The sequence below is a fragment of the Paraburkholderia sp. IW21 genome (assembly GCF_041321145.1).
GTDB lineage: Bacteria > Pseudomonadota > Gammaproteobacteria > Burkholderiales > Burkholderiaceae > Paraburkholderia.
Genome location: NZ_JBGGWA010000007.1, coordinates 255,884 through 273,456 on the forward strand (window position 1 = coordinate 255,884; position 17,573 = coordinate 273,456).

16 protein-coding genes and 1 pseudogene are annotated in these 17,573 nt (G+C 63.4%); 13 read left to right on the forward strand and 4 right to left on the reverse strand.

Features of this window, described 5'->3' with window-relative positions:
* Window positions 1–7: 7 nt before the first annotated feature.
* The 11 genes and pseudogenes from ACAX43_RS18785 to ACAX43_RS18835 all read left to right on the forward strand — a co-directional run bounded on the left by ACAX43_RS18785 (window position 8) and on the right by ACAX43_RS18835 (window position 10,725).
* Complete coding sequence (locus tag ACAX43_RS18785; RefSeq protein WP_370709916.1) at window positions 8–880, forward strand: branched-chain amino acid ABC transporter permease; 873 nt, start codon at window positions 8–10, stop codon at window positions 878–880.
* A gap of 3 nt (window positions 881–883) precedes the next feature.
* Window positions 884–1,894 carry a branched-chain amino acid ABC transporter permease gene (locus ACAX43_RS18790; protein WP_370709917.1) on the forward strand — a complete coding sequence of 337 codons (1,011 nt, stop codon included), beginning with the start codon at window positions 884–886 and terminating at the stop codon, window positions 1,892–1,894.
* Window positions 1,887–2,666, forward strand: a complete 780-nt coding sequence (locus ACAX43_RS18795; protein WP_370709918.1) for an ABC transporter ATP-binding protein — start codon at window positions 1,887–1,889, stop codon at window positions 2,664–2,666. The genes ACAX43_RS18790 and ACAX43_RS18795 overlap by 8 nt, the downstream gene beginning before the upstream one ends.
* Window positions 2,663–3,373, forward strand: coding sequence for an ABC transporter ATP-binding protein (locus ACAX43_RS18800; protein WP_370709919.1), 711 nt, complete (start codon window positions 2,663–2,665; stop codon window positions 3,371–3,373). The genes ACAX43_RS18795 and ACAX43_RS18800 overlap by 4 nt, the downstream gene beginning before the upstream one ends.
* Before the next feature lie 3 nt (window positions 3,374–3,376).
* A complete protein-coding gene (locus ACAX43_RS18805) occupies window positions 3,377–4,645 on the forward strand; it encodes a 3-isopropylmalate dehydratase large subunit (RefSeq protein WP_370709920.1) in 1,269 nt (422 codons plus the stop codon).
* The gene (locus ACAX43_RS18810) at window positions 4,642–5,193 is read left to right on the forward strand and encodes a 3-isopropylmalate dehydratase (RefSeq protein ID WP_370709921.1); all 552 of its coding nucleotides are present in this window, start codon (window positions 4,642–4,644) and stop codon (window positions 5,191–5,193) included. Before ACAX43_RS18805 ends, ACAX43_RS18810 begins: the two co-directional genes overlap by 4 nt.
* Window positions 5,187–6,857 (forward strand): hydantoinase B/oxoprolinase family protein, encoded by a 1,671-nt coding sequence (locus ACAX43_RS18815; RefSeq protein ID WP_370709922.1) that lies wholly within the window; start codon window positions 5,187–5,189, stop codon window positions 6,855–6,857. Before ACAX43_RS18810 ends, ACAX43_RS18815 begins: the two co-directional genes overlap by 7 nt.
* Window positions 6,854–8,932 carry a hydantoinase/oxoprolinase family protein gene (locus tag ACAX43_RS18820; RefSeq protein WP_370709923.1) on the forward strand — a complete coding sequence of 693 codons (2,079 nt, stop codon included), beginning with the start codon at window positions 6,854–6,856 and terminating at the stop codon, window positions 8,930–8,932. Before ACAX43_RS18815 ends, ACAX43_RS18820 begins: the two co-directional genes overlap by 4 nt.
* A gap of 10 nt (window positions 8,933–8,942) precedes the next feature.
* The gene (locus ACAX43_RS18825; RefSeq protein WP_370709924.1) at window positions 8,943–9,572 is read left to right on the forward strand and encodes a cysteine hydrolase family protein; all 630 of its coding nucleotides are present in this window, start codon (window positions 8,943–8,945) and stop codon (window positions 9,570–9,572) included.
* Window positions 9,566–9,853: pseudogene (locus ACAX43_RS18830) on the forward strand (FAD-binding protein); the annotation flags it as partial. The gene ACAX43_RS18825 and the pseudogene ACAX43_RS18830, both read left to right, overlap by 7 nt.
* A gap of 5 nt (window positions 9,854–9,858) precedes the next feature.
* Complete coding sequence (locus tag ACAX43_RS18835) at window positions 9,859–10,725, forward strand: oxaloacetate decarboxylase (RefSeq protein ID WP_370709925.1); 867 nt, start codon at window positions 9,859–9,861, stop codon at window positions 10,723–10,725.
* Between the two features lie 124 nt (window positions 10,726–10,849).
* On the opposite strand, the gene ACAX43_RS18840 is transcribed toward ACAX43_RS18835, so the two are convergent.
* From ACAX43_RS18840 to ACAX43_RS18855, 4 genes are read right to left on the reverse strand one after another with little or no spacing between them, the layout of a single operon-like run.
* Window positions 10,850–12,310 (reverse strand): efflux transporter outer membrane subunit, encoded by a 1,461-nt coding sequence (locus ACAX43_RS18840; RefSeq protein WP_370709926.1) that lies wholly within the window; start codon window positions 12,308–12,310, stop codon window positions 10,850–10,852.
* A gap of 12 nt (window positions 12,311–12,322) precedes the next feature.
* The gene (locus tag ACAX43_RS18845) at window positions 12,323–13,465 is read right to left on the reverse strand and encodes an ABC transporter permease (RefSeq protein ID WP_370709927.1); all 1,143 of its coding nucleotides are present in this window, start codon (window positions 13,463–13,465) and stop codon (window positions 12,323–12,325) included.
* Window positions 13,462–14,406, reverse strand: a complete 945-nt coding sequence (locus ACAX43_RS18850; protein ID WP_370709928.1) for an ABC transporter ATP-binding protein — start codon at window positions 14,404–14,406, stop codon at window positions 13,462–13,464. The genes ACAX43_RS18845 and ACAX43_RS18850 overlap by 4 nt, the downstream gene beginning before the upstream one ends.
* Window positions 14,403–15,359 carry an HlyD family secretion protein gene (locus tag ACAX43_RS18855; protein WP_370709929.1) on the reverse strand — a complete coding sequence of 319 codons (957 nt, stop codon included), beginning with the start codon at window positions 15,357–15,359 and terminating at the stop codon, window positions 14,403–14,405. Before ACAX43_RS18855 ends, ACAX43_RS18850 begins: the two co-directional genes overlap by 4 nt.
* Before the next feature lie 255 nt (window positions 15,360–15,614).
* Between ACAX43_RS18855 and ACAX43_RS18860 the strand changes: the two genes are divergently transcribed.
* Together ACAX43_RS18860 and ACAX43_RS18865 are read left to right on the forward strand one after the other, a co-directional pair.
* Window positions 15,615–16,358 carry a TetR/AcrR family transcriptional regulator gene (locus ACAX43_RS18860; RefSeq protein WP_370709930.1) on the forward strand — a complete coding sequence of 248 codons (744 nt, stop codon included), beginning with the start codon at window positions 15,615–15,617 and terminating at the stop codon, window positions 16,356–16,358.
* Between the two features lie 310 nt (window positions 16,359–16,668).
* Complete coding sequence (locus ACAX43_RS18865) at window positions 16,669–17,541, forward strand: manganese catalase family protein (protein WP_370709931.1); 873 nt, start codon at window positions 16,669–16,671, stop codon at window positions 17,539–17,541.
* The last annotated feature ends 32 nt before the right edge of the window (window positions 17,542–17,573 follow it).

The window sequence follows — 17,573 nt, forward strand, 5'->3', positions numbered from 1 at the left end:
GGGCGGTATGTTCGATCCCGTCATCCTTTTATCAGCGCTGTTGAACGGCCTGACGACCGGCGCGGTTTACGCGCTGATCGCCCTCGGCCTGACATTGATCTACGGCGTGTTGCACATCATCAACTTCGCGCACGGCGCGGCGTTGATGGTGGCACTGTATGCGGTCTATCTGCTCAAGGATCGGCTGGGAATCGATCCGTACCTGGCTTTACCCATCGTCATGCTCGGCATGTTTGCATTCGGCTATGCGCTGCAGCGTTTCGTGATCAATCGTGCGAGCCACGGCAAGGACGAGAACATTCTGCTGGTCACGCTCGGGATCGCCATCGTGCTCGAGAACCTGGCGCTGGTGTGGTTTCACTCCGACACCCGCAACATCGACACGGCCTACACGTTGTCGATGATCGGAGTCGGTCCTGTGATGATCGCACTGCCTAAAATAATTGCCTTTTTCGGCGCGCTGGTCGTGGCGGCCTTGCTGTTCCTGATCATGCGCATGACGGATCTGGGCCGTGCGATTCGCGCGGTGTCGCGCGAGAAGCATGGCGCGAAGCTGATGGGCATCAACGTCGAGAAGGTCTATGCGCTGTCGTTCGGCATCGGCATGGCATGTGTCGGCGCCGCCGCCTGTTTCCTGCTGCCCACTTACTACGTCAATCCGCAAGTGGGCAACGGCTTCGTGCTGGTGGCGTTCACCGTGGTCGTGCTGGGCGGCATGGGCAGCTTCGTCGGTGCGCTGGTCGGCGGTTTGCTGATCGGCGTGGTGGAGTCGCTCGGTGGTTTGTGGTTCGGCGATTCGCTGGGGCAGATGGGCATCTTCGCGATTTTCATCGTGGTGCTGCTGATCCGCCCGCAAGGCCTCTTCGGCGCGAGGGTCTAGACGATGCGCGATCTTCGTTCGATCCTGATCTTTGGCCTGCTGGTGGCCGTGGCCGCCACGGTGTTGCAGTCCGGTGTGCTGCTCACGTTTCTGATGATGTCGTTGTACGCAGCGCTGCTGTCGCAGTCATGGAACATTCTCGGTGGCTACGGCGGTCAATTGTCGTTCGGGCATGCGCTGTTTTTCGGCGTAGGTACCTACGCGCAGGCCATCGCGCAATTGAGCTGGGGATGGAATCCGTGGCTCGCACTGCCGGTGGCGATCATGTCCGGTGTGGTTGTGGCGGTGGTCGTCGGGGCGTTGACTTTCCGCGGCGGCTTGAAGGGCTCGTACTTCGCACTGGTGACGCTGGCCTTTGCGGAAGTCGCACGCATTCTCGCCGTGTCCGTGCCGTTCACCGGCGGCGGCGTGGGCTTGATGGTGCCGCTTCATACGAGCGTCGCCAATCTGCAGTTCGGCTCGCGACGCGGCTATGTCTATTTGTTGCTGTTCTTCGTGCTCGCCGCGCTGTGCGTGACCGCATGGCTGCGTCATTCGCGTTTCGGTGCATACCTGCAAGCGGTACGTGATAACGAAAACGCCGCACGGGCGATCGGCGTCGACCCGGTGCGCGTGAAACTGGGGGCGATTGCGATATCCGCGGCGGTGATGAGCGTCGCCGGCGCCTGCTATGTGCAGATGTTCCAGTACATCGACCCCGGCATCGCGTTCGGCTCGACAATTTCAATTGAAGCACTGGTGGGCGTGATCGTCGGTGGTGCGGGCACCTTGTGGGGTCCGGTGCTAGGCGCCGTGCTGCTGTATGGCCTGGGCGAATTGACCCGCAACCTGTTCGGCGAATTGCCCGGCCTCAGCATGGTGATCTATGGCGTGGTGCTGGTCGTGATCGTCATGTATTTGCCGCGCGGCATCACCGGTGCGGGCATGTCGGTACGGCGCATGACCGGCCGCTCGCCGGCACCGCAGGACGCGCCCAGGCCGTCCGACGAGCGTAAGGAGAAAGCCCGTGTCTGAAGCGCTTTTGCAGGCTCGCGGCCTGTCCATCACGTTCGGCGGTCTGAAGGCCGTGCAGGACGTCACGCTCGACGTGATGCCGAACACGTTGACGGCGCTGGTCGGACCGAATGGCGCCGGGAAGACGACCCTGTTCGCTCTGCTTTCCGGATTTCTGAAGCCGGGCGCGGGCCGGGTGCAGTATCTCGGCCGCGATATCACCGGCATGGCGCCGCACCAGTCGGCAAAGCTGGGTCTGACGCGCACGTTTCAGATCGTGCAGCCGTTCGGAGCGCAGACCGTGCGCGAGAACATCGCGGTGGGCGCCCATTTGCATGAGCCGAACCGGCGTGCGGCGCTGGCCGCGGCCGACGACGTCGCGCGGCGCGTGAATCTGCAGGACTACCTCGACAAACCCGCGGCGGACCTGACCGTGGCCGGCCGCAAGCGCCTCGAACTCGCGCGCGCGCTTGCCGCCAGGCCGCGCCTGCTGTTGCTCGACGAAGTGCTCGCGGGTCTGAACCCGAGTGAAATCGACGAGATGATTCCGGTGATTCGCGGCCTCGTCGACGGCGGCGTTACTGTGTTGATGATCGAGCACGTGATGCGAGCCGTGATGAGCCTCGCCGAACATGTCTGGGTGCTGGCGCAGGGGCGCCTGATCGCGGGCGGCGCACCGCGTGAAGTGACCTCCAATCCCATGGTGATCGAAGCGTACCTGGGTCACGGCACGGCCGAGCGGCTGGCACGTGACGGCGCGAAAAAAAGCGCGAGTGAAGGAGGCCGCCCGTGAGCGCCTTACTGGAAATACAGTCGCTGCGCACCGGCTACGGCCGCACCGAAGTGCTGCGCGGCGTGGACCTCGATGTCGACGAAGGCGAGATTGTGGTGCTGCTGGGCAGCAATGGCGTGGGCAAATCCACGCTGAACAACACCGTCTGCGGGATCAATCCGATCTGGGAAGGCAGTGTGCGTTTCGACGGCCATGAGCTGGCCGGGCGCCACTACCGGGACGTCGTGAAAGCAGGGCTGATTCAGGTGCCGGAAGGCCGGCGCATTTTCCCCAACCTGAGCGTGCGCGAAAACCTGGAACTCGGCTCGTTCTCGCGCGGAACAGCAAATCGTCAACGCAATCTCGCCCGTATGCTGGAGATTTTTCCGCGCCTCGGCGAACGGATCGACCAGGCGGCCGGCTCGATGTCCGGCGGCGAGCAACAGATGCTGGCGATTGGCCGCGGTTTGATGGCGGAGCCGCGTCTGCTGATTCTCGATGAACCGTCGTTGGGATTGTCGCCGCTATTGGTCGAAGAGATGTTCGCACTGATCGGGCGTTTGCAAGGCGAGGGCCTCGCCATTCTGCTGGTGGAGCAGAACGTCGGACAGTCGCTCGAGACCGGGCAGCGCGGCTACGTGCTGGAAAATGGGCAGATCCGCTACTCGGGCACGTGTGCGGAATTGATGGCGAGCGACGCGTTGCGTCGCGCCTATCTGGGGATGTAGTCGATGGCAGTGATACAAACGCTTGCGCAAAAACTGATTGCCGCGGCCTGCGGGCGGCCGGCGGTCGAAGTAGGTGAAATCGTCACCTGCGATGTCGATCTGGCCATGTTCCATGATTCGAGCGGACCGCGCCGCCTGCAACCGATGCTCGACGAACTCGGGGCGTCGCTGTGGGACAAGTCGAAAATCGTGCTCGTGATCGACCACTACGTGCCGGAAAGCGACGACGAATCGCGCCGCATCGTGCGCATCGCGCGAGACTGGGCCAGCGCGCAGCGCTTGCCGAACGTCTATGACAGTGTCGGTATTTGCCACGTGGTGCTGCCTGAACGCGGCCATCTGCGTCCCGGCATGTTCTGTGTGGGCGGCGATTCGCATTCGCCGACCGGCGGCGCGTTCGGCGCCTATATGTTCGGGATCGGCAGTACGGAGATGCTTGGCGTGGCCGTGTCCGGACAAATCTGGGTCAAGGTGCCGCAAACCTTGCGGATGAACTGGCGTCGCCGCCTCGCGCTCGGCGTCACCGCGAAAGACATGATGCTGCATATGATCGGTCGCTTCGGGATGAACGGCGGCCGTTATCAGGCAGTCGAATTTTGCGGCGAAGCGGTCACCGCGTTGTCGATGCAGGAGCGCATGACCTTGTCGAACATGAGTGCGGAACTCGGCTCGCAAGTCGGGCTCGTTGCGCCGGACGCCGTCACGCTCGAGTATCTGCGCCGCGTCGGCGTGCAGGACGAGATCGATCTGGCGCGCTGGCAAAGCGATCCGGACGCGCAAGCCGAAACGCACGATTTCGACGCCGCAGTACTCGCTCCTCAAGTGGCCGCGCCGCATAGCCCCGCGAATACGCGCGACGTGAGCGCGTTCAGCGGCGTGCCAGTCGATGTCGCCTATATCGGCGCCTGTACCGGCGCGAAACTGGAAGATTTGCGCGCGGCAGCTAGCGTGCTGCGCGGCCGGCGCATCGCCGCGGGTGTGCAACTCGTGGTGGCGCCCGCGAGCGTGCGCGACCAGGCCCAGGCCGCAAGCGAAGGCGTGATGGCCGTACTTGAACAGGCGGGTGCTCAACTGCTCGCCACCACCTGCGGTGCCTGTGCCGGTTATGGCGGCTCGATTCCCGAGGGCAGCACGGTGATTTCGAGCACGGCGCGCAATTTCAAAGGGCGCATGGGCGCGACGTCCGCGCAGGTCTACCTGGGCTCGCCGTACACCGTCGCGGCGTCCGCGTTGCGCGGACGTATTGCCGATCCCCGGGAGGTGCTTGCATGAGCGATCGATCCATCAACCGGGCGGCGTCCGCGGTCGGGCAGCCCGCCGGATTGCATCGTGTATGGCGGGTCGGCGCGGACATCGATACGGATGCGCTGGCGCCTGGCGCCTACATGAAATTCGGCATCGACGAAATCGCGCGGCACTGCCTGGAGAATCCGCGCCCTGATTTTGCGGCCGGCGTGCAGGCCGGCGACGTGCTGGTGGCCGGACCGAACTTCGGAATCGGCTCGTCGCGCGAACAGGCCGCCGCAGCGCTGGTGCACCTCGGCATCCGCGCGGTGATCGCGCCGGCTTTCAACGGCCTGTACTTCCGCAATGCCTTCAACGTTGGTCTGTTGCTGCTGACTTGCGCCGACGCCGAATCGATCGGCGAAGGCGAAATCATCGCGATTCGTCCGCATGACGGCCAGATCCTGGCGGCCGACGGTCGCGCGTTGTCCTGCGAGCCCGTGCCGGCGTTCCTGCTCGACATGGTCGAGGCAGGCGGCCTGCTCAATCTGCTCAAGCAGCGCTACCCCACACCCCACGGAGTCACCTCATGCTAGATCCGGTCACGCTGGCGGTCCTCAAAGGCCGGCTGGAACAGATCGCCGACGAAATGGACGCGACCCTGTACCGCAGCGCTTTCAATCCCATCATCGCGGAGGCGCACGACGCCTGTCACGGCATCTACGACGGCGTCTCGGGCGCTACGCTGGTGCAGGGCAAGTCGGGCCTGCCGGTGTTCGTCGGCGCGATGGCTTTTGCGGTACAGGCGGCGATGCGTGTCGCCGCGGAGCGCGGCGGCATGGTCGACGGCGACGTGTGGCTCTTCAACGATCCGTACGAAGGCGGCACGCACGCGAACGATTTCAAGCTGGTGCGCCCGGTGTTCCGCGGCGGCAAGCTGTTCTGCTTCCTGGCCTCCGCCGCGCACTGGCACGACGTGGGCGGCGCGGTGCCCGGCAACTACAATCCGGCCGCCACCGAATGCTGGCAGGAAGCGGTGCAGATTCCGCCGGTGCGCATCATCCGGCGCGGCGAGCTCGAGCTGGACGTGCTCGCGATCCTCAAGGCGAATACGCGCCTGCCGGATAGCCTGTGGGGCGACCTCAACGGTCAGCTCGCGGCGCTCGAACTGGGTGCGCGCCGTCTGAACGATCTGCTCGACGACTACGGCGACGCCACCGTGCTCGAATCGCTCGCGTCGCTGCGCGAACGCGCGGTCAGGCTGATGCGCTCGCACGTGGCGGCGTTGCCCGACGGCGATTATGTGTTCGACGACATGCTCGACAACGACGGCGTACGTGACGAGCCCTTGAAGATCGCGCTGCGCATGCAGGTGAAGGGCGACACGTTGACGCTCGACTTCACCGGCACTTCGCCGGCCTGCGCCGGTCCGGTGAACATCTCGCGCGCCACGGCAATTGCGGCGTGCTATGTCGCGCTCAAACACCTGTTCCCCGACGTGCCCGCCAACGCCGGTGTCCTCGACGCCGTGTCGTTCATCCTGCCGGACGGACTGGTGATTTCGGCCGACCGGCCGCGGCCCGTCGGCGGCTATACGGAAACGATCCTGCGCATGATCGACGTGATCTTCTGCGCGATGGCGCAGGCCGCGCCGGAGCGTGCCATGGCCCAGGCGTACGGCACGATCAACGCGCTCTCGATCGCCGGTCATCGCAGCGAGGGTGCGCGCAAGGGCCAACGCTGGGTGATGTTCAGCTTCTTCGGCGGCGGTCACGGCGGTCATTCGCAAGGCGACGGCCTGAGTCACGGCAACGCGCCGATTTCCACGGCGACCATTCCGCCTTTGGAGATTCTCGAAGCCGCCTATCCGATCCGCTTCACGCAATGGGCGTTGCGTCCCGATTCGGGCGGCGACGGCAAGCATCGCGGCGGCCTTGGCGCGATCTATGAAATTGAATTGCTGGAAGACCATGCCGAGGCGTTTATTTTCGGCGAGCGCGGCCGGTCGGCGCCGCAGGGGATCGCGGGCGGCAAGGCGTCCGTGCGCAATGTGTTCCGCTATCAGCACGACGGCCAGTGGCATACGCCGCCGATGGCGTCGAAAATGCTCGGCATCCAGCTGAAACGCGGCGAACGCGTGCGGCTCGAAACGCCCGGCGGCGGCGGTTACGGCGCGCCGTCCGAGCGCGCGGACGCGGCGCGCGAACACGATCTCGCGATGGGTTATGTCACGGCAGGTCTGAAGGAGCAATCAGCATGAAGTCTGCTGCACACCGGTCACTCGTCGTCGGCGTCGACGTGGGTGGCACGTTTACCGATCTCTTCGTTCTCGATGAAATCGCCGGCACGGCGCGCGTCGTCAAGGTCCCGTCCACGCGCGGCGAGGAAGCGCTCGGCTTCATGAACGGTATCGAACGGATCGGCGACCAAGGCCAGGAGGGCGCAAGCGGTGGGGCAGGCGCGATCGCGACGATCGTGCACGGCACCACCGTGGGTACGAATGCGCTACTTGAGCGCAAGGTGGCGCGCACCGGCATCATCACCACGGAAGGCTTCCGTGACGTGCTCGAAATGCGCCGCCGCGACCGGCCGCGCACCTGGGGTTTGCGAGGCGGTTTCGAGCCGGTGGTGCCGCGCGATCTGCGCCTTGAAGTTAGCGAACGCGTGCTGGCCGACGGCACCTTGCATACGCCGGTGGATTTGGACCAGGTGAGGGCCGCGGCGCGCCATTTGCTCGAGCAAGGCTGCGAAGCGGTGTGCGTGTTCTTCGTCAATGCCTACGCGAATCCGTTCAACGAGGCGCAGGCCGTCGAGGCGGTACGCGCGATCTGGCCGAATTCACACGTGACGGCGGCGACCGAGGTATTGCCCGAAATCCGCGAATTCGAACGCTGTTCCACCGCCACGCTGAACGCGGCTTTGCAGCCGGTGGTAGGGAGCTATCTGACACGGCTGGAACGCGATTTGAAGGCGAATGGCTTCGGCGGCGAACTGCTGGTGGTGCAGAGCAACGGCGGCATCATGTCGCGTCAGACGGCCTGCGATGTGCCGGTGCGCACGGCGCTGTCGGGTCCGGCTGCCGGCGTGATCGCCTGTGCGGCGATCGGGCGCGCGGCGGGCTATCCGAACCTCGTGACCGGCGACATGGGGGGTACCTCGTTCGACGTGTCGCTGGTGACCAATGGCGAAGCGTCATTGTCCGCGCAAACCTCGATCGACTTCGGCATGGTGGTGCGGGCGCCCATGATCCAGATCGAGACGATCGGCGCGGGCGGCGGCTCGATTGCTTCCGTCGACGCGGGCGGCTTGCTGCAAGTCGGTCCGGAATCGGCGGGCAGCGTACCGGGGCCGGCTTGCTACGGCCGGGGCAACACCCGTCCTACGGTGACCGACGCCAATGTATTGCTCGGGCGGATCGCTGCGGATCGGCCGTTGGGCGGTGGCCTGCTGGCGCGCATGGACGCTGGCAAATCGCGCGAGGCGATCGACCTGCACGTCGCAGCGCCGCTCGGTCTCGACACCTATGCGGCGGCTGAAGCGATTCTGACGGTGGCCAACGCGAAGATGGCCGGCGCGATCCGGCTGGTCTCGATCGAACGCGGTCATGATCCGCGTGAGTTCGCCTACATGCCGTTCGGCGGCGGCGGCGCGTTGCACGTCTGCGCGATGATGCGAGAAGTCGGCGCCACGACGGGTATCGTGCCGCGTTTTCCGGGCGTGACGTCGGCGATCGGCTGCGTGATCGCCGACATGCGCCACGACGCGGTTCAAACGCTCAATCGCGCGCTGGCCGATCTCGACGTCGAAGACCTGCGCGCGCGCGTCGCGAGTATGGCGGCCGCCTGCCAGCAGCGGTTGGACTCCGCCGGCGTCTTCTTCGAAGCAGTCCGCGAGCGTATCGAACTGGACATGCTGTACGTCGGACAGAGCCATACGGTGCGGGTGGACGTGGCGCGCGACGCGCTCGATCGCGAGTCCATCGGCCGCGCTTTCGAGGCGGCCTACCGGGCATCGTTCGGGCGTGCGCTCGACGGCATCGCGGTGCGCATCATGAACCTGCGCTACGCGCGGATCGGCGTGCGGCCCAAGTTCGACCTCGCCGTGCTGGCGCCGAAAGCAACGGCGATGCAGGAATCGCTCGGTACACAAGCCGTTTTCCATGCCGGGAAATGGTGGGAAGCGGTGCGTTTCGCACGTCTCGACTTGCCGGTGGATGCCACGGTCGACGGCCCGGCGATTCTCGAACAGGCGGATACGACGATCTGGCTCGAGCCAGGCTTCAGCGGGCGCGTGGATACGCTCGGCAATCTGTTGATCACGCGTGAGCCGGATTGAGGAGACGCCCATGACCACTTCCGAAGCGGTACTCGACGCGCGGCACACGGCGCTGATCATTGTCGATCTGCAGAACGACTTTGTGAGCGATGGGGGCGCCTACCATCGCGGTGGCGCGGCGTCGGAAGCGGCGCGTGCGTTGGCCGCGCGCGTCGCGCCGGTCGCTCGCGCGCTGAAGCAACGGGACGGCTTTGTCGCGGCGAGCCAGTTCACGTTGTGGCCGGATGCGCACGGCGAGCCGATGATCTCGCCGCATCTGAAACAACTGCGGCCGTTTTTACGGCGCGGGGATTTTGTCGCGGGCTCGCACGGTCATGCGACCGTTGCCGCGCTCGAGTCGCTGATCGACCTGTCCGTGTGGAAGGTCGCCTACTCGGCTTTCTTCAACACGCAACTCGACTGGGTGCTGCGGCGCGCGGGCATCGAGACCGTGGCGATCTGCGGCATCGTCACCAACGGTGGGGTCGCCAGCACGGCGCGCGATGCGCATATGCGCGACTACAGGGTGATCGTACTTGGCGACGGCTGCGCCGCGTCGACCGAGGCGGCTCACGACCTGGCGCTGGCCGATCTTCGCACGGTGGGCGAGGTGATGACGTGCGAAGCCTTTGCGCACCGTCTCGAGGCGGGTCAGCCATGAGCGCGCCCTATCACGCGATCAAGGTCGCGGGCGCACTGTTTCACGCGCAAGGCGGACTCGACATTGACGCGGACTGTCGCGTGCCGGGCGGCAACGGCTCACCATTTTCCAACCTGTTGGCCGCGGGCGGCGCGGCACGCGGCGTCTCCGGCAACGCGGTTTCGCGCTACCTCTCGGGGAATGGCCTGCCTGGCGCGGTAGCCGGCGGACACCTCGCCGCGCGGCCGGCGGCATTGCTGCCTGGCCGAGCGCTGAACCGGCCTTCTGAATCGAAGGAATGACATCCATGACAACCGAATCCAGACAACTGGCAACACTGCTTGAAAAGGGCGCCGTGCTCGCACCGGGCGTATTCGATGCGCTGAGCGCGCTGGTCGCGGAACAGGCCGGATTCGAGGCGCTGTATCTGTCGGGCGCGTCGATCGCTTACTCGCGGCTGGGGCGTTCGGACGTCGGCTTGACGACCTTCCCCGAAGTCGAAGATACGCTCGCGCGTATCACCGAGCGCGTGGACTTGCCCGTGATCGTGGATGCTGATACGGGTTTCGGCAACGCGCTGAACGTCAAGCGAACGGTGCGCGGCTTTGAGCGCGCGGGCGCTGCAATGATCCAGCTCGAAGATCAGACCTTCCCGAAACGCTGCGGGCATCTGAACGGCAAGTCCGTGATTGCCGCGGATGAAATGTGCGGCAAGCTGCGGGCGGCCCTCGATGCGAGGCGCAGTACCGATACGCTGCTGCTGGCGCGCACCGACGCGGCCGCGGTTGAAGGCCTGGACGCCGCGCTCGAACGTGCCGAGCGCTACCTGGAAACGGGCGTGGACGCGTTGTTCATTGAAGCGCTGCGCTCGCTCGACGAGATGGAAGCCGTGTGCAAGCGCTTTGCGGGCCGCGTGCCCTTGCTGGCGAACATGGTCGAAGGCGGAAAGACGCCGGTGCAGAGTGCCGAAACGCTCACCCAACTTGGTTTTCGCATCGTGATTTTCCCCGGCGGCACCGCGCGAGCGGTGACGCATACGCTGAAAGGGTATTACGGAAGCTTGCGTGAGCATGGGACCACGGTACCGTGGCGGGACCGAATGCTCGATTTCGATGGCATCAATGAGGTGATCGGTACGCCGGCCCTGATGGCGGAAGCGCAGTCGTACGAATAGAAGGTCGATCCACGCGGGTTGAAAGCGGCGCAGCCCACTCAGGCGCTGCGCCGGTATCGTTAAGGTGCAGGAACGTTGATAACCGTGTTTTTGTGAGGCATAGGCAAGTGGTTCGGCTTTGCCGTTAAGGCGTAGCGCTCAACGTCAGGCCATCCCGGCTACTGCCTAACGACTGGAACAACGCCGCTGTATCGCTTAAACGGGCAGCCTGCGCGCGTGTCTGGTCCAGTGCAGTCTGCAATGCCTGACGTTGCATGTCGAGCAGGCTCGAACGACTGATGCCCCCCGCTGAATATTGCGCATGCGCGATATCGAGGTTGACCTGTGCCTGCAAGGCGGCGTCTTTGCGGGCACGCAGTTCAGGGGCGTCGTTGCGCAGTGCCGTGAGCGCGTCGGCGACCTGCTGCAGCGCCTGCAATACGGTTTGCTGATAGCTGGCGAACGCCGCGTCATAAGCGGCTTGCGCCGCGCGCTTTCTCGCGTGCAGTTCGCCACCGTGAAAAATCGGCTGTGTCAGATTCAGGCCGATATTCCAGATGTTCAGACCGCTCACGATGTCCTGAATACTTGTGCGCTCCGAACCCATACCTGCCGACAACGAAAACCGCGGATACAGGTTCGACGTTGCGACGCCCACATTCGCGCTCGCCTGATGCAGCAGCGCTTCGGATGCGCGAATGTCGGGACGCTCCCGCGCGAGCGTGGAGGGGAGCGTGACGGGTATGTCATCGGGCAGATGAAAGGAGTCCAGCGTGAGTTCGTCGAAATCCGCCGCCGACGGCACGACCCCAACCAGGATCGCGAGTTGATGATCCGCCTGCGCAAGCTGGGTCGCGAGGGGCGGCAGCGACGCACGCGTCTGCGCGAGCAGCGTGCGCTGGCTGTTCACGTCGAGTCGCGCGACGCCGCCGGCGGCGAACCGGGCCTCGATAATAGCCAACTGTTGCGCCTGCGCTTCGGCGAGACGTTGCGTCAGCGCGATCTGTTGCTGTAACGAGGCACGCTGCACAGCCGTCGACACCACGTTGCCGGCGATCGAAAGTCGCGCCGCGTCGAGCTGGAATGACTGATAGTCGACCTGCGCCAAGGTCGCTTCGAGCGCGCGACGATTGCCGCCAAAAATATCGAACGCATACGACACGCTGACCGACGCGTTGAACAGCGAAAACGGTCCCGGGTTCTCGATATGCGGAATCCCGAAAGCAGCGAGGTCGACTTGCTGCCGTACCCCGGAAATGCCGGCGTCGACACTCGGAAATCTTGTCGCGCCCGCTTGAGCATTGTAGTTTTCGCGTGCTTCGATCAGCTTTGCGCGAGCTTGCGCCAGTGTCGGGCTTCGACTCAGCGCCTGCTCGACGAGACGATCCAGTTCCACCGATTGGAACTGCCGCCACCACATCGGTATTGCCGTGTCTGCGGCGGTGAACGTTTGCGCGTCGCCATCCACGTCGCCGTCCACTACAGTGCCGGACGGCTCTGCGTTGCGTGTATAGGTTTGCGTGTCCGGCGCCGCAGGCGTATGAAAATCCGGTCCCACCGCGCATCCGCACAGCACGAGCGAACACAGGAAAGCGAGTTGTTTCATGATGGTGGGCTCCTAGTCCAGCGTGCGGCGATAGAAACGCAACGCAATGGCCATGACGATGACCGTGAAGAGCGCCATGGGCCATACCGATGGCCACAAGTCGGTCCAGCCGTTGCCCTTGAGCAGGATGCCGCGAATCAACCGGTTGAAGTAGGTCAGCGGTAACAGGTTGCCGATAAACTGCGCCCATCGCGGCATGCCCGCGAAAGGGAACATGAAACCGGAGAGAAGAATGTTCGGCAAAAAATAAAAGACGGCGAGCTGCATCGCCTGCAACTGGTTTTGGGCAAGCGAAGACAGCGTGATGCCCACCGTCAGATTCGCGGCAATGAAGAGCAGGGCACTCAGATAGATGGCTACCGCGCTACCGACAAACGGGATGTGAAAAACGTAGCGCGTCGCGGCAAGAATGATCGATGCCTGAATAAGACCGATCACAACGTATGGCACGATCTTGCCGGTCATGACTTCGACCGGCAGGACCGGCGTCGCCAGCAGGTTTTCCATCGTGCCGCGCTCGCGTTCGCGCGTCACGGCGAGACCCGTCATCATCACCAGGGTCATCGTGAGGATCACGCCCATCAGCCCCGGTACCACGTTGTACTGCGTATTGCCCTCCGGGTTGTACAGGTTATGAACCTGCACATTGAACGCACTTTGAGTGCCATTCAGATGCGCGAGCGGACCCTTGAGGTCTTTGTCCGCGACCGGTTGGACGAGGCCGGGAAGGGCGCTGACGGCGGTACTCGTTGCGATCGGGTCGGTAGCGTCGGCTTCGACCAGCAGCGAAGGATGTTCACCGCGGAGCAATTTTCGCGAGAAATCGACCGGTACGTTAAGCACGAATTGCACTTGGCCCTGCGCCAGTGCACGACGGCCGGCTTCTTCATCGGGCAACGTTTCGACGATGTCGAAATAGGCGGAGTTCGTCATCGCCGCGACAAAGCTGCGGGAAAACGCGCTCTGGTCGTGAATGATGACCGCTGTCGGCAGATGCTTCGGATCGGTGTTGATTGCGAAGCCGAACAGCGCAAGCTGGATAATCGGTAGTCCGACAATCATGCCGAACGTGACACGGTCGCGCCGCAACTGCAGAAACTCTTTCAGGACGATGCTCCACCATCGCGCCACGGAAAATACGTTGCGTTTCTTCACGATGGCGCTCCGAAGTTGTCTTTCGAATGGCTCATCAGGTAGATGAACACGTCTTCAAGGCCGGTGCTGACAGGTTCGATGAGGAGCGAGGTGCCTGCGGTTGCGTGTCGGATCGCCGCTTCGAGCGCGGCATGATCGCGCCCGCTCGCGTGCAGCGAGGAACCGAACACGACGGTCTGGTCGACGCCCGGCGTCGCCCGGAGCTGTTCGGACAGCTTGCTCAGGTGCTCGCCATGGATCGACCATGTCGCGAGGCCCTGCGATTCGATGATCTCGCTCGACGTGCCGTTGGCGAGCAGCTTCCCGTAGGCGATATACGCCAGCTTGTGGCAACGCTCCGCTTCGTCCATATAGTGGGTGCTGACGAGCACCGAAATGCCGCGTGCAGCGAGCCGGTGCAACTCTTCCCAGAAGTCTCGCCGTGCCGTGGGATCGACGCCCGCAGTGGGTTCATCCAGCAGCAACAGTTTCGGTTCGTGCAGCATGCACGCGGCGAGCGCGAGCCGCTGCTTCCAGCCGCCCGATAGCGAACCTGTCAGCTGGTTTGCGCGCGTTTGCAGCCCGAGCGATTCAAGCGAACGATCAACCGCTTCACGCCGGTTCCGCATCTGATAGATGCGCGCCACGAAGTCGAGATTCTCGCGAATGGTCAGGTCTTCCCAATACGAAAAGCGCTGCGTCATGTATCCGACATTGCGCTTGATCTGTTCGCTCTCGCTCCGAATGTCGTAACCGAGACAAGTACCGGTGCCGGAATCGGGCGTGAGCAAACCACACATGAGCCGGATCGACGTGGTTTTGCCACTGCCATTCGGTCCGAGGAAACCGAAGATTTCGCCGCGCGCGACTTGCAAGGAGACGTTGTTGACGACATGCTTGTTGCCGAAGCGCTTGTTCAGACCCTGTACGTCGATGACGTACTTCTGCACGTCGCCGGTCATTGCAGCGCCACCGAGACGGGCTGGCCCGGATGAAGCTTCGTTGCATCCGCAACGGACGGGCGCGCTTCGACCATGAACACGAGCTTGGCGCGGCTCTCGTTGCTGTAGATGACTGGCGGCGTGTATTCGGCCTCGCTCGACACGTAGGTGATCCGCGCGGGCACGTCGGCTGCGCAGCCGTCGCAATGTAGGGTTACGCGGCGATCGGGCGTCAGTTGACCGAGGACCGTCTCCGGAGCGAAGAAGCGCACCTTGACGTTCTGCGGCGGCAGAATCCGCACGATCGGACTACCCGCCGGCACCCACTCGCCTTCGCGATAGAGCGTGTCATAAACAAGGCCTTTTGCCGGGGCGGTGACGCGCTTCTGATCCAGCTTCCATTGCGCCTGCGCGACAGCCGCTTCGGCCGCCGCCACTTGCGCCTGCTGTTCGACAATCTGTTGAGAACGAGCGGGAAGGCGAGCCACTTCGACCTGACTGGTGAGTGCGCGGACTTGTGCCGCCGTGGCGTCGGCATTGGCTCGCGAATCGTCGAGCTGGGCTTTTGCAATGCCGCCCGCGCTGTACTGTGCTTCATCTCGCGTGAGTTGCAGCGACGCTTTGCGGGCATGAGCTACGGCCTCGGCGAGTTGGGCGCGGTTGACGTCGACCTCGGGTAGGCGCTTGCCGGTCTGGATATCCGTGAGTTGTGCGCGGGCTGCTGCGAGTTGCTGCCGGGCCTGCACAAGCGCGTGGCTTTCATCGTCCGATTCCAGGGAAAACAGGGGGGCGTCTGCCGCTACTGTTTGTCCGCGGGTTACTGACAATTGCTTAAGCTTGCCGGATTGCGACGAACCAAGATAGACGAACTCGCCCTCGACATAGCCCTGGTAGGTGACAGCGTCGTGGCGCGAGCAGGCTGGCAACAGGGCGACGAGCAGCACGGACAATGCGATGCCTGGCAATCGGCTCATGACTGGCTCCGCAATGAAGGGCAACGAACGGAGCGTCCGCGCAACCGCGCTTGCGCAGGGGTACACCGATTCGCAGGAAGCAATGTATTTAGTAAGTAACCCATAATTACCGACGTGTAATCTGACGATCGGGAGACGTGGCGGCTTTGCTCGACACAATCGAAAGGGTGTGCCGGCCAGAGATGAAGTAGAATGGATAATATGTGAATTTGAATTCAAATTCAAACTATTTTGTTGAGCCGATCTCTTTTGCCCATGCCGCCCCCCACGAAAAAGACCGCCACCTCGAAGCCAAAACGGGCCTCGCGTCCCGACGGCGCAGCCACACGCCAACATTTGCTCGAGACTGCGGGGCGGGTGTTCGCTGAACGTGGATTCGCGGATGCCACAAGCAAGGAAATTTGCGAACGTGCCGGTACGCCGATGGCGTCGGTCAACTATCACTTCGGCAGCAGGGAGGCGCTGTATGAGGCTGCACTCGTCGAGGCGCACCGCCAGATCGTGGGCCTCGACGAACTTGCGGCACTCACTGCGGACCTGAGCGATCCCAGGGAAAAGCTTCGCGTGGTGCTATCCCGTTTCATCGGTCTTTCGACTAGATCGGGCACACCGTGGGGCTTCATGCTGATGCTGCGCGAGGTGCTTTCCCCGTCGACGGCCATTCCGGCGCTCATCGAAAAAGCCGTGCGGCCCAAAGCTGCATTCCTGCTGAAAATAATCGGCGAGGTGCTGGAACTGAACCCGGAAGCTCCGGTGGTGCAGCGGGCTTTGATGTTTACGGTACTCCCCTGCATCGTGATCATGATCGCGCCAAAGCAGATGCAGTCGACCCTTCTACCCGCTGTCGCAAAGGACACGGATGCGCTTGCGGCGGATTTTGTGCGCTTCGTGATGGCCGGGCTCGATGCGATCGCGCTCGCTCATCGTTCGGAAAAACCATTGCGGCGCAGAGGAACGTCATCGGTCGATACTCCGCCGGCTTCCTCGAAGGGCGGTTGACGCAGAAACCCGGTGTTCGGCGATGTCTTTCACCGGCTCAAAACGCAGCGCCCGTCTGAACGGGCACAGCGTGTGCTGAACAGTCATCGGCAGTCGATGCCATGCACGGCAATATGGCCGTACATTTCGCCAGATCAATTTTGTTCTGAGAACCGGGCGCCCATTCTGGGTGCGGTGCGGCTTCGTGTCCGCGCTGCTGTCCGGTTTTACATACGGCTGCGAAAGCTTCCCGGATGCCGGGCAATAGTTGCGCGTGCAGCGCCGCTACGGCGACTAAGGATGGCATCGCGCCGGCCACCGGAGAAGTGCCATGTTTATCCACAATAAACGTCTGCAGTACACCGTGCGCGTCGCGGCGCCCAATCCAGGACTCGCCAATCTTCTGCTCGAGCAGTTTGGCGGCCCCCAGGGCGAGTTAGGTGCGGCATGCCGCTACTTTACCCAGGCAGTCGGCGAGGAGGATCCCGGCCGCAAGGATCTGCTTTTCGATATCGCGACCGAAGAGCTTAGCCACCTTGAAATCGTCGGATCGATCGTCGCGATGCTCAACAAGAGCGCGAAGGGTCAACTGGCCGAGGCGGTGGAAGCGGAGGCAGAACTGTACCGTTCAATGACCGGCGGCGGAAATGATTCGCACACCACTGCATTGCTATACGGCGGAGGGCCGGCGTTGACGAACTCGGCTGGCGTACCGTGGTGCGCATCCTACGTGGACACGATTGGCGATCCCACTGCTGATCTCCGTTCGAACATCGCGGCCGAAGCACGCGCCAAGATCGTCTATGAACGGCTGATAAACGTTACGGATGATCCGGGCATCAAGGAAACGCTGGGTTTTCTTATGACGCGCGAAATTGCCCACCAGAAATCGTTCGAGAAAGCGCTGCATTCGATCCAGCCGAACTTTCCGCAGGGCAAGCTCCCCGGCGTGCCCGAATACACGAGCGTGTATTACAAGATGTCCCAGGGCGACAACGCGCCGCGTGGTCCCTGGAACGAAGGGCCGGAGTGGCAATTCGTCGAGTCGCCGCAACCGGCAGTCGACGGCGGAGACGGCATGGCGACGGTCAATGTGTCAAAAAAGGACGTCAAGGTATTGCAGGCAATGGCGTCGCGAACTGCATCCGATACCGCTTCCGATCCCACCACGGGTGCTGATCTCGGTTCGGGTCAGTCGGAATAAGCCTCAGCTCCAAGGTGCGGCCGGCGGCTTTG

Bases quoted from the DNA above. Each gene is read 5' to 3' on its own strand.
- ACAX43_RS18825 (WP_370709924.1), top strand. From the start codon at position 8,943: ATGACCACTTCCGAAGCGGTACTCGACGCGCGGCACACGGCGCTGATC.
- ACAX43_RS18785 (WP_370709916.1), top strand. From the start codon at position 8: ATGTTCGATCCCGTCATCCTTTTATCAGCGCTGTTGAACGGCCTGACG.
- ACAX43_RS18820 (WP_370709923.1), top strand. From the start codon at position 6,854: ATGAAGTCTGCTGCACACCGGTCACTCGTCGTCGGCGTCGACGTGGGT.
- ACAX43_RS18815 (WP_370709922.1), top strand. From the start codon at position 5,187: ATGCTAGATCCGGTCACGCTGGCGGTCCTCAAAGGCCGGCTGGAACAG.
- ACAX43_RS18860 (WP_370709930.1), top strand. From the start codon at position 15,615: ATGCCGCCCCCCACGAAAAAGACCGCCACCTCGAAGCCAAAACGGGCC.
- ACAX43_RS18865 (WP_370709931.1), top strand. From the start codon at position 16,669: ATGTTTATCCACAATAAACGTCTGCAGTACACCGTGCGCGTCGCGGCG.
- ACAX43_RS18855 (WP_370709929.1), bottom strand. From the start codon at position 15,359: ATGAGCCGATTGCCAGGCATCGCATTGTCCGTGCTGCTCGTCGCCCTG.
- ACAX43_RS18840 (WP_370709926.1), bottom strand. From the start codon at position 12,310: ATGAAACAACTCGCTTTCCTGTGTTCGCTCGTGCTGTGCGGATGCGCG.
- ACAX43_RS18810 (WP_370709921.1), top strand. From the start codon at position 4,642: ATGAGCGATCGATCCATCAACCGGGCGGCGTCCGCGGTCGGGCAGCCC.
- ACAX43_RS18850 (WP_370709928.1), bottom strand. From the start codon at position 14,406: ATGACCGGCGACGTGCAGAAGTACGTCATCGACGTACAGGGTCTGAAC.
- ACAX43_RS18790 (WP_370709917.1), top strand. From the start codon at position 884: ATGCGCGATCTTCGTTCGATCCTGATCTTTGGCCTGCTGGTGGCCGTG.
- ACAX43_RS18805 (WP_370709920.1), top strand. From the start codon at position 3,377: ATGGCAGTGATACAAACGCTTGCGCAAAAACTGATTGCCGCGGCCTGC.
- ACAX43_RS18835 (WP_370709925.1), top strand. From the start codon at position 9,859: ATGACAACCGAATCCAGACAACTGGCAACACTGCTTGAAAAGGGCGCC.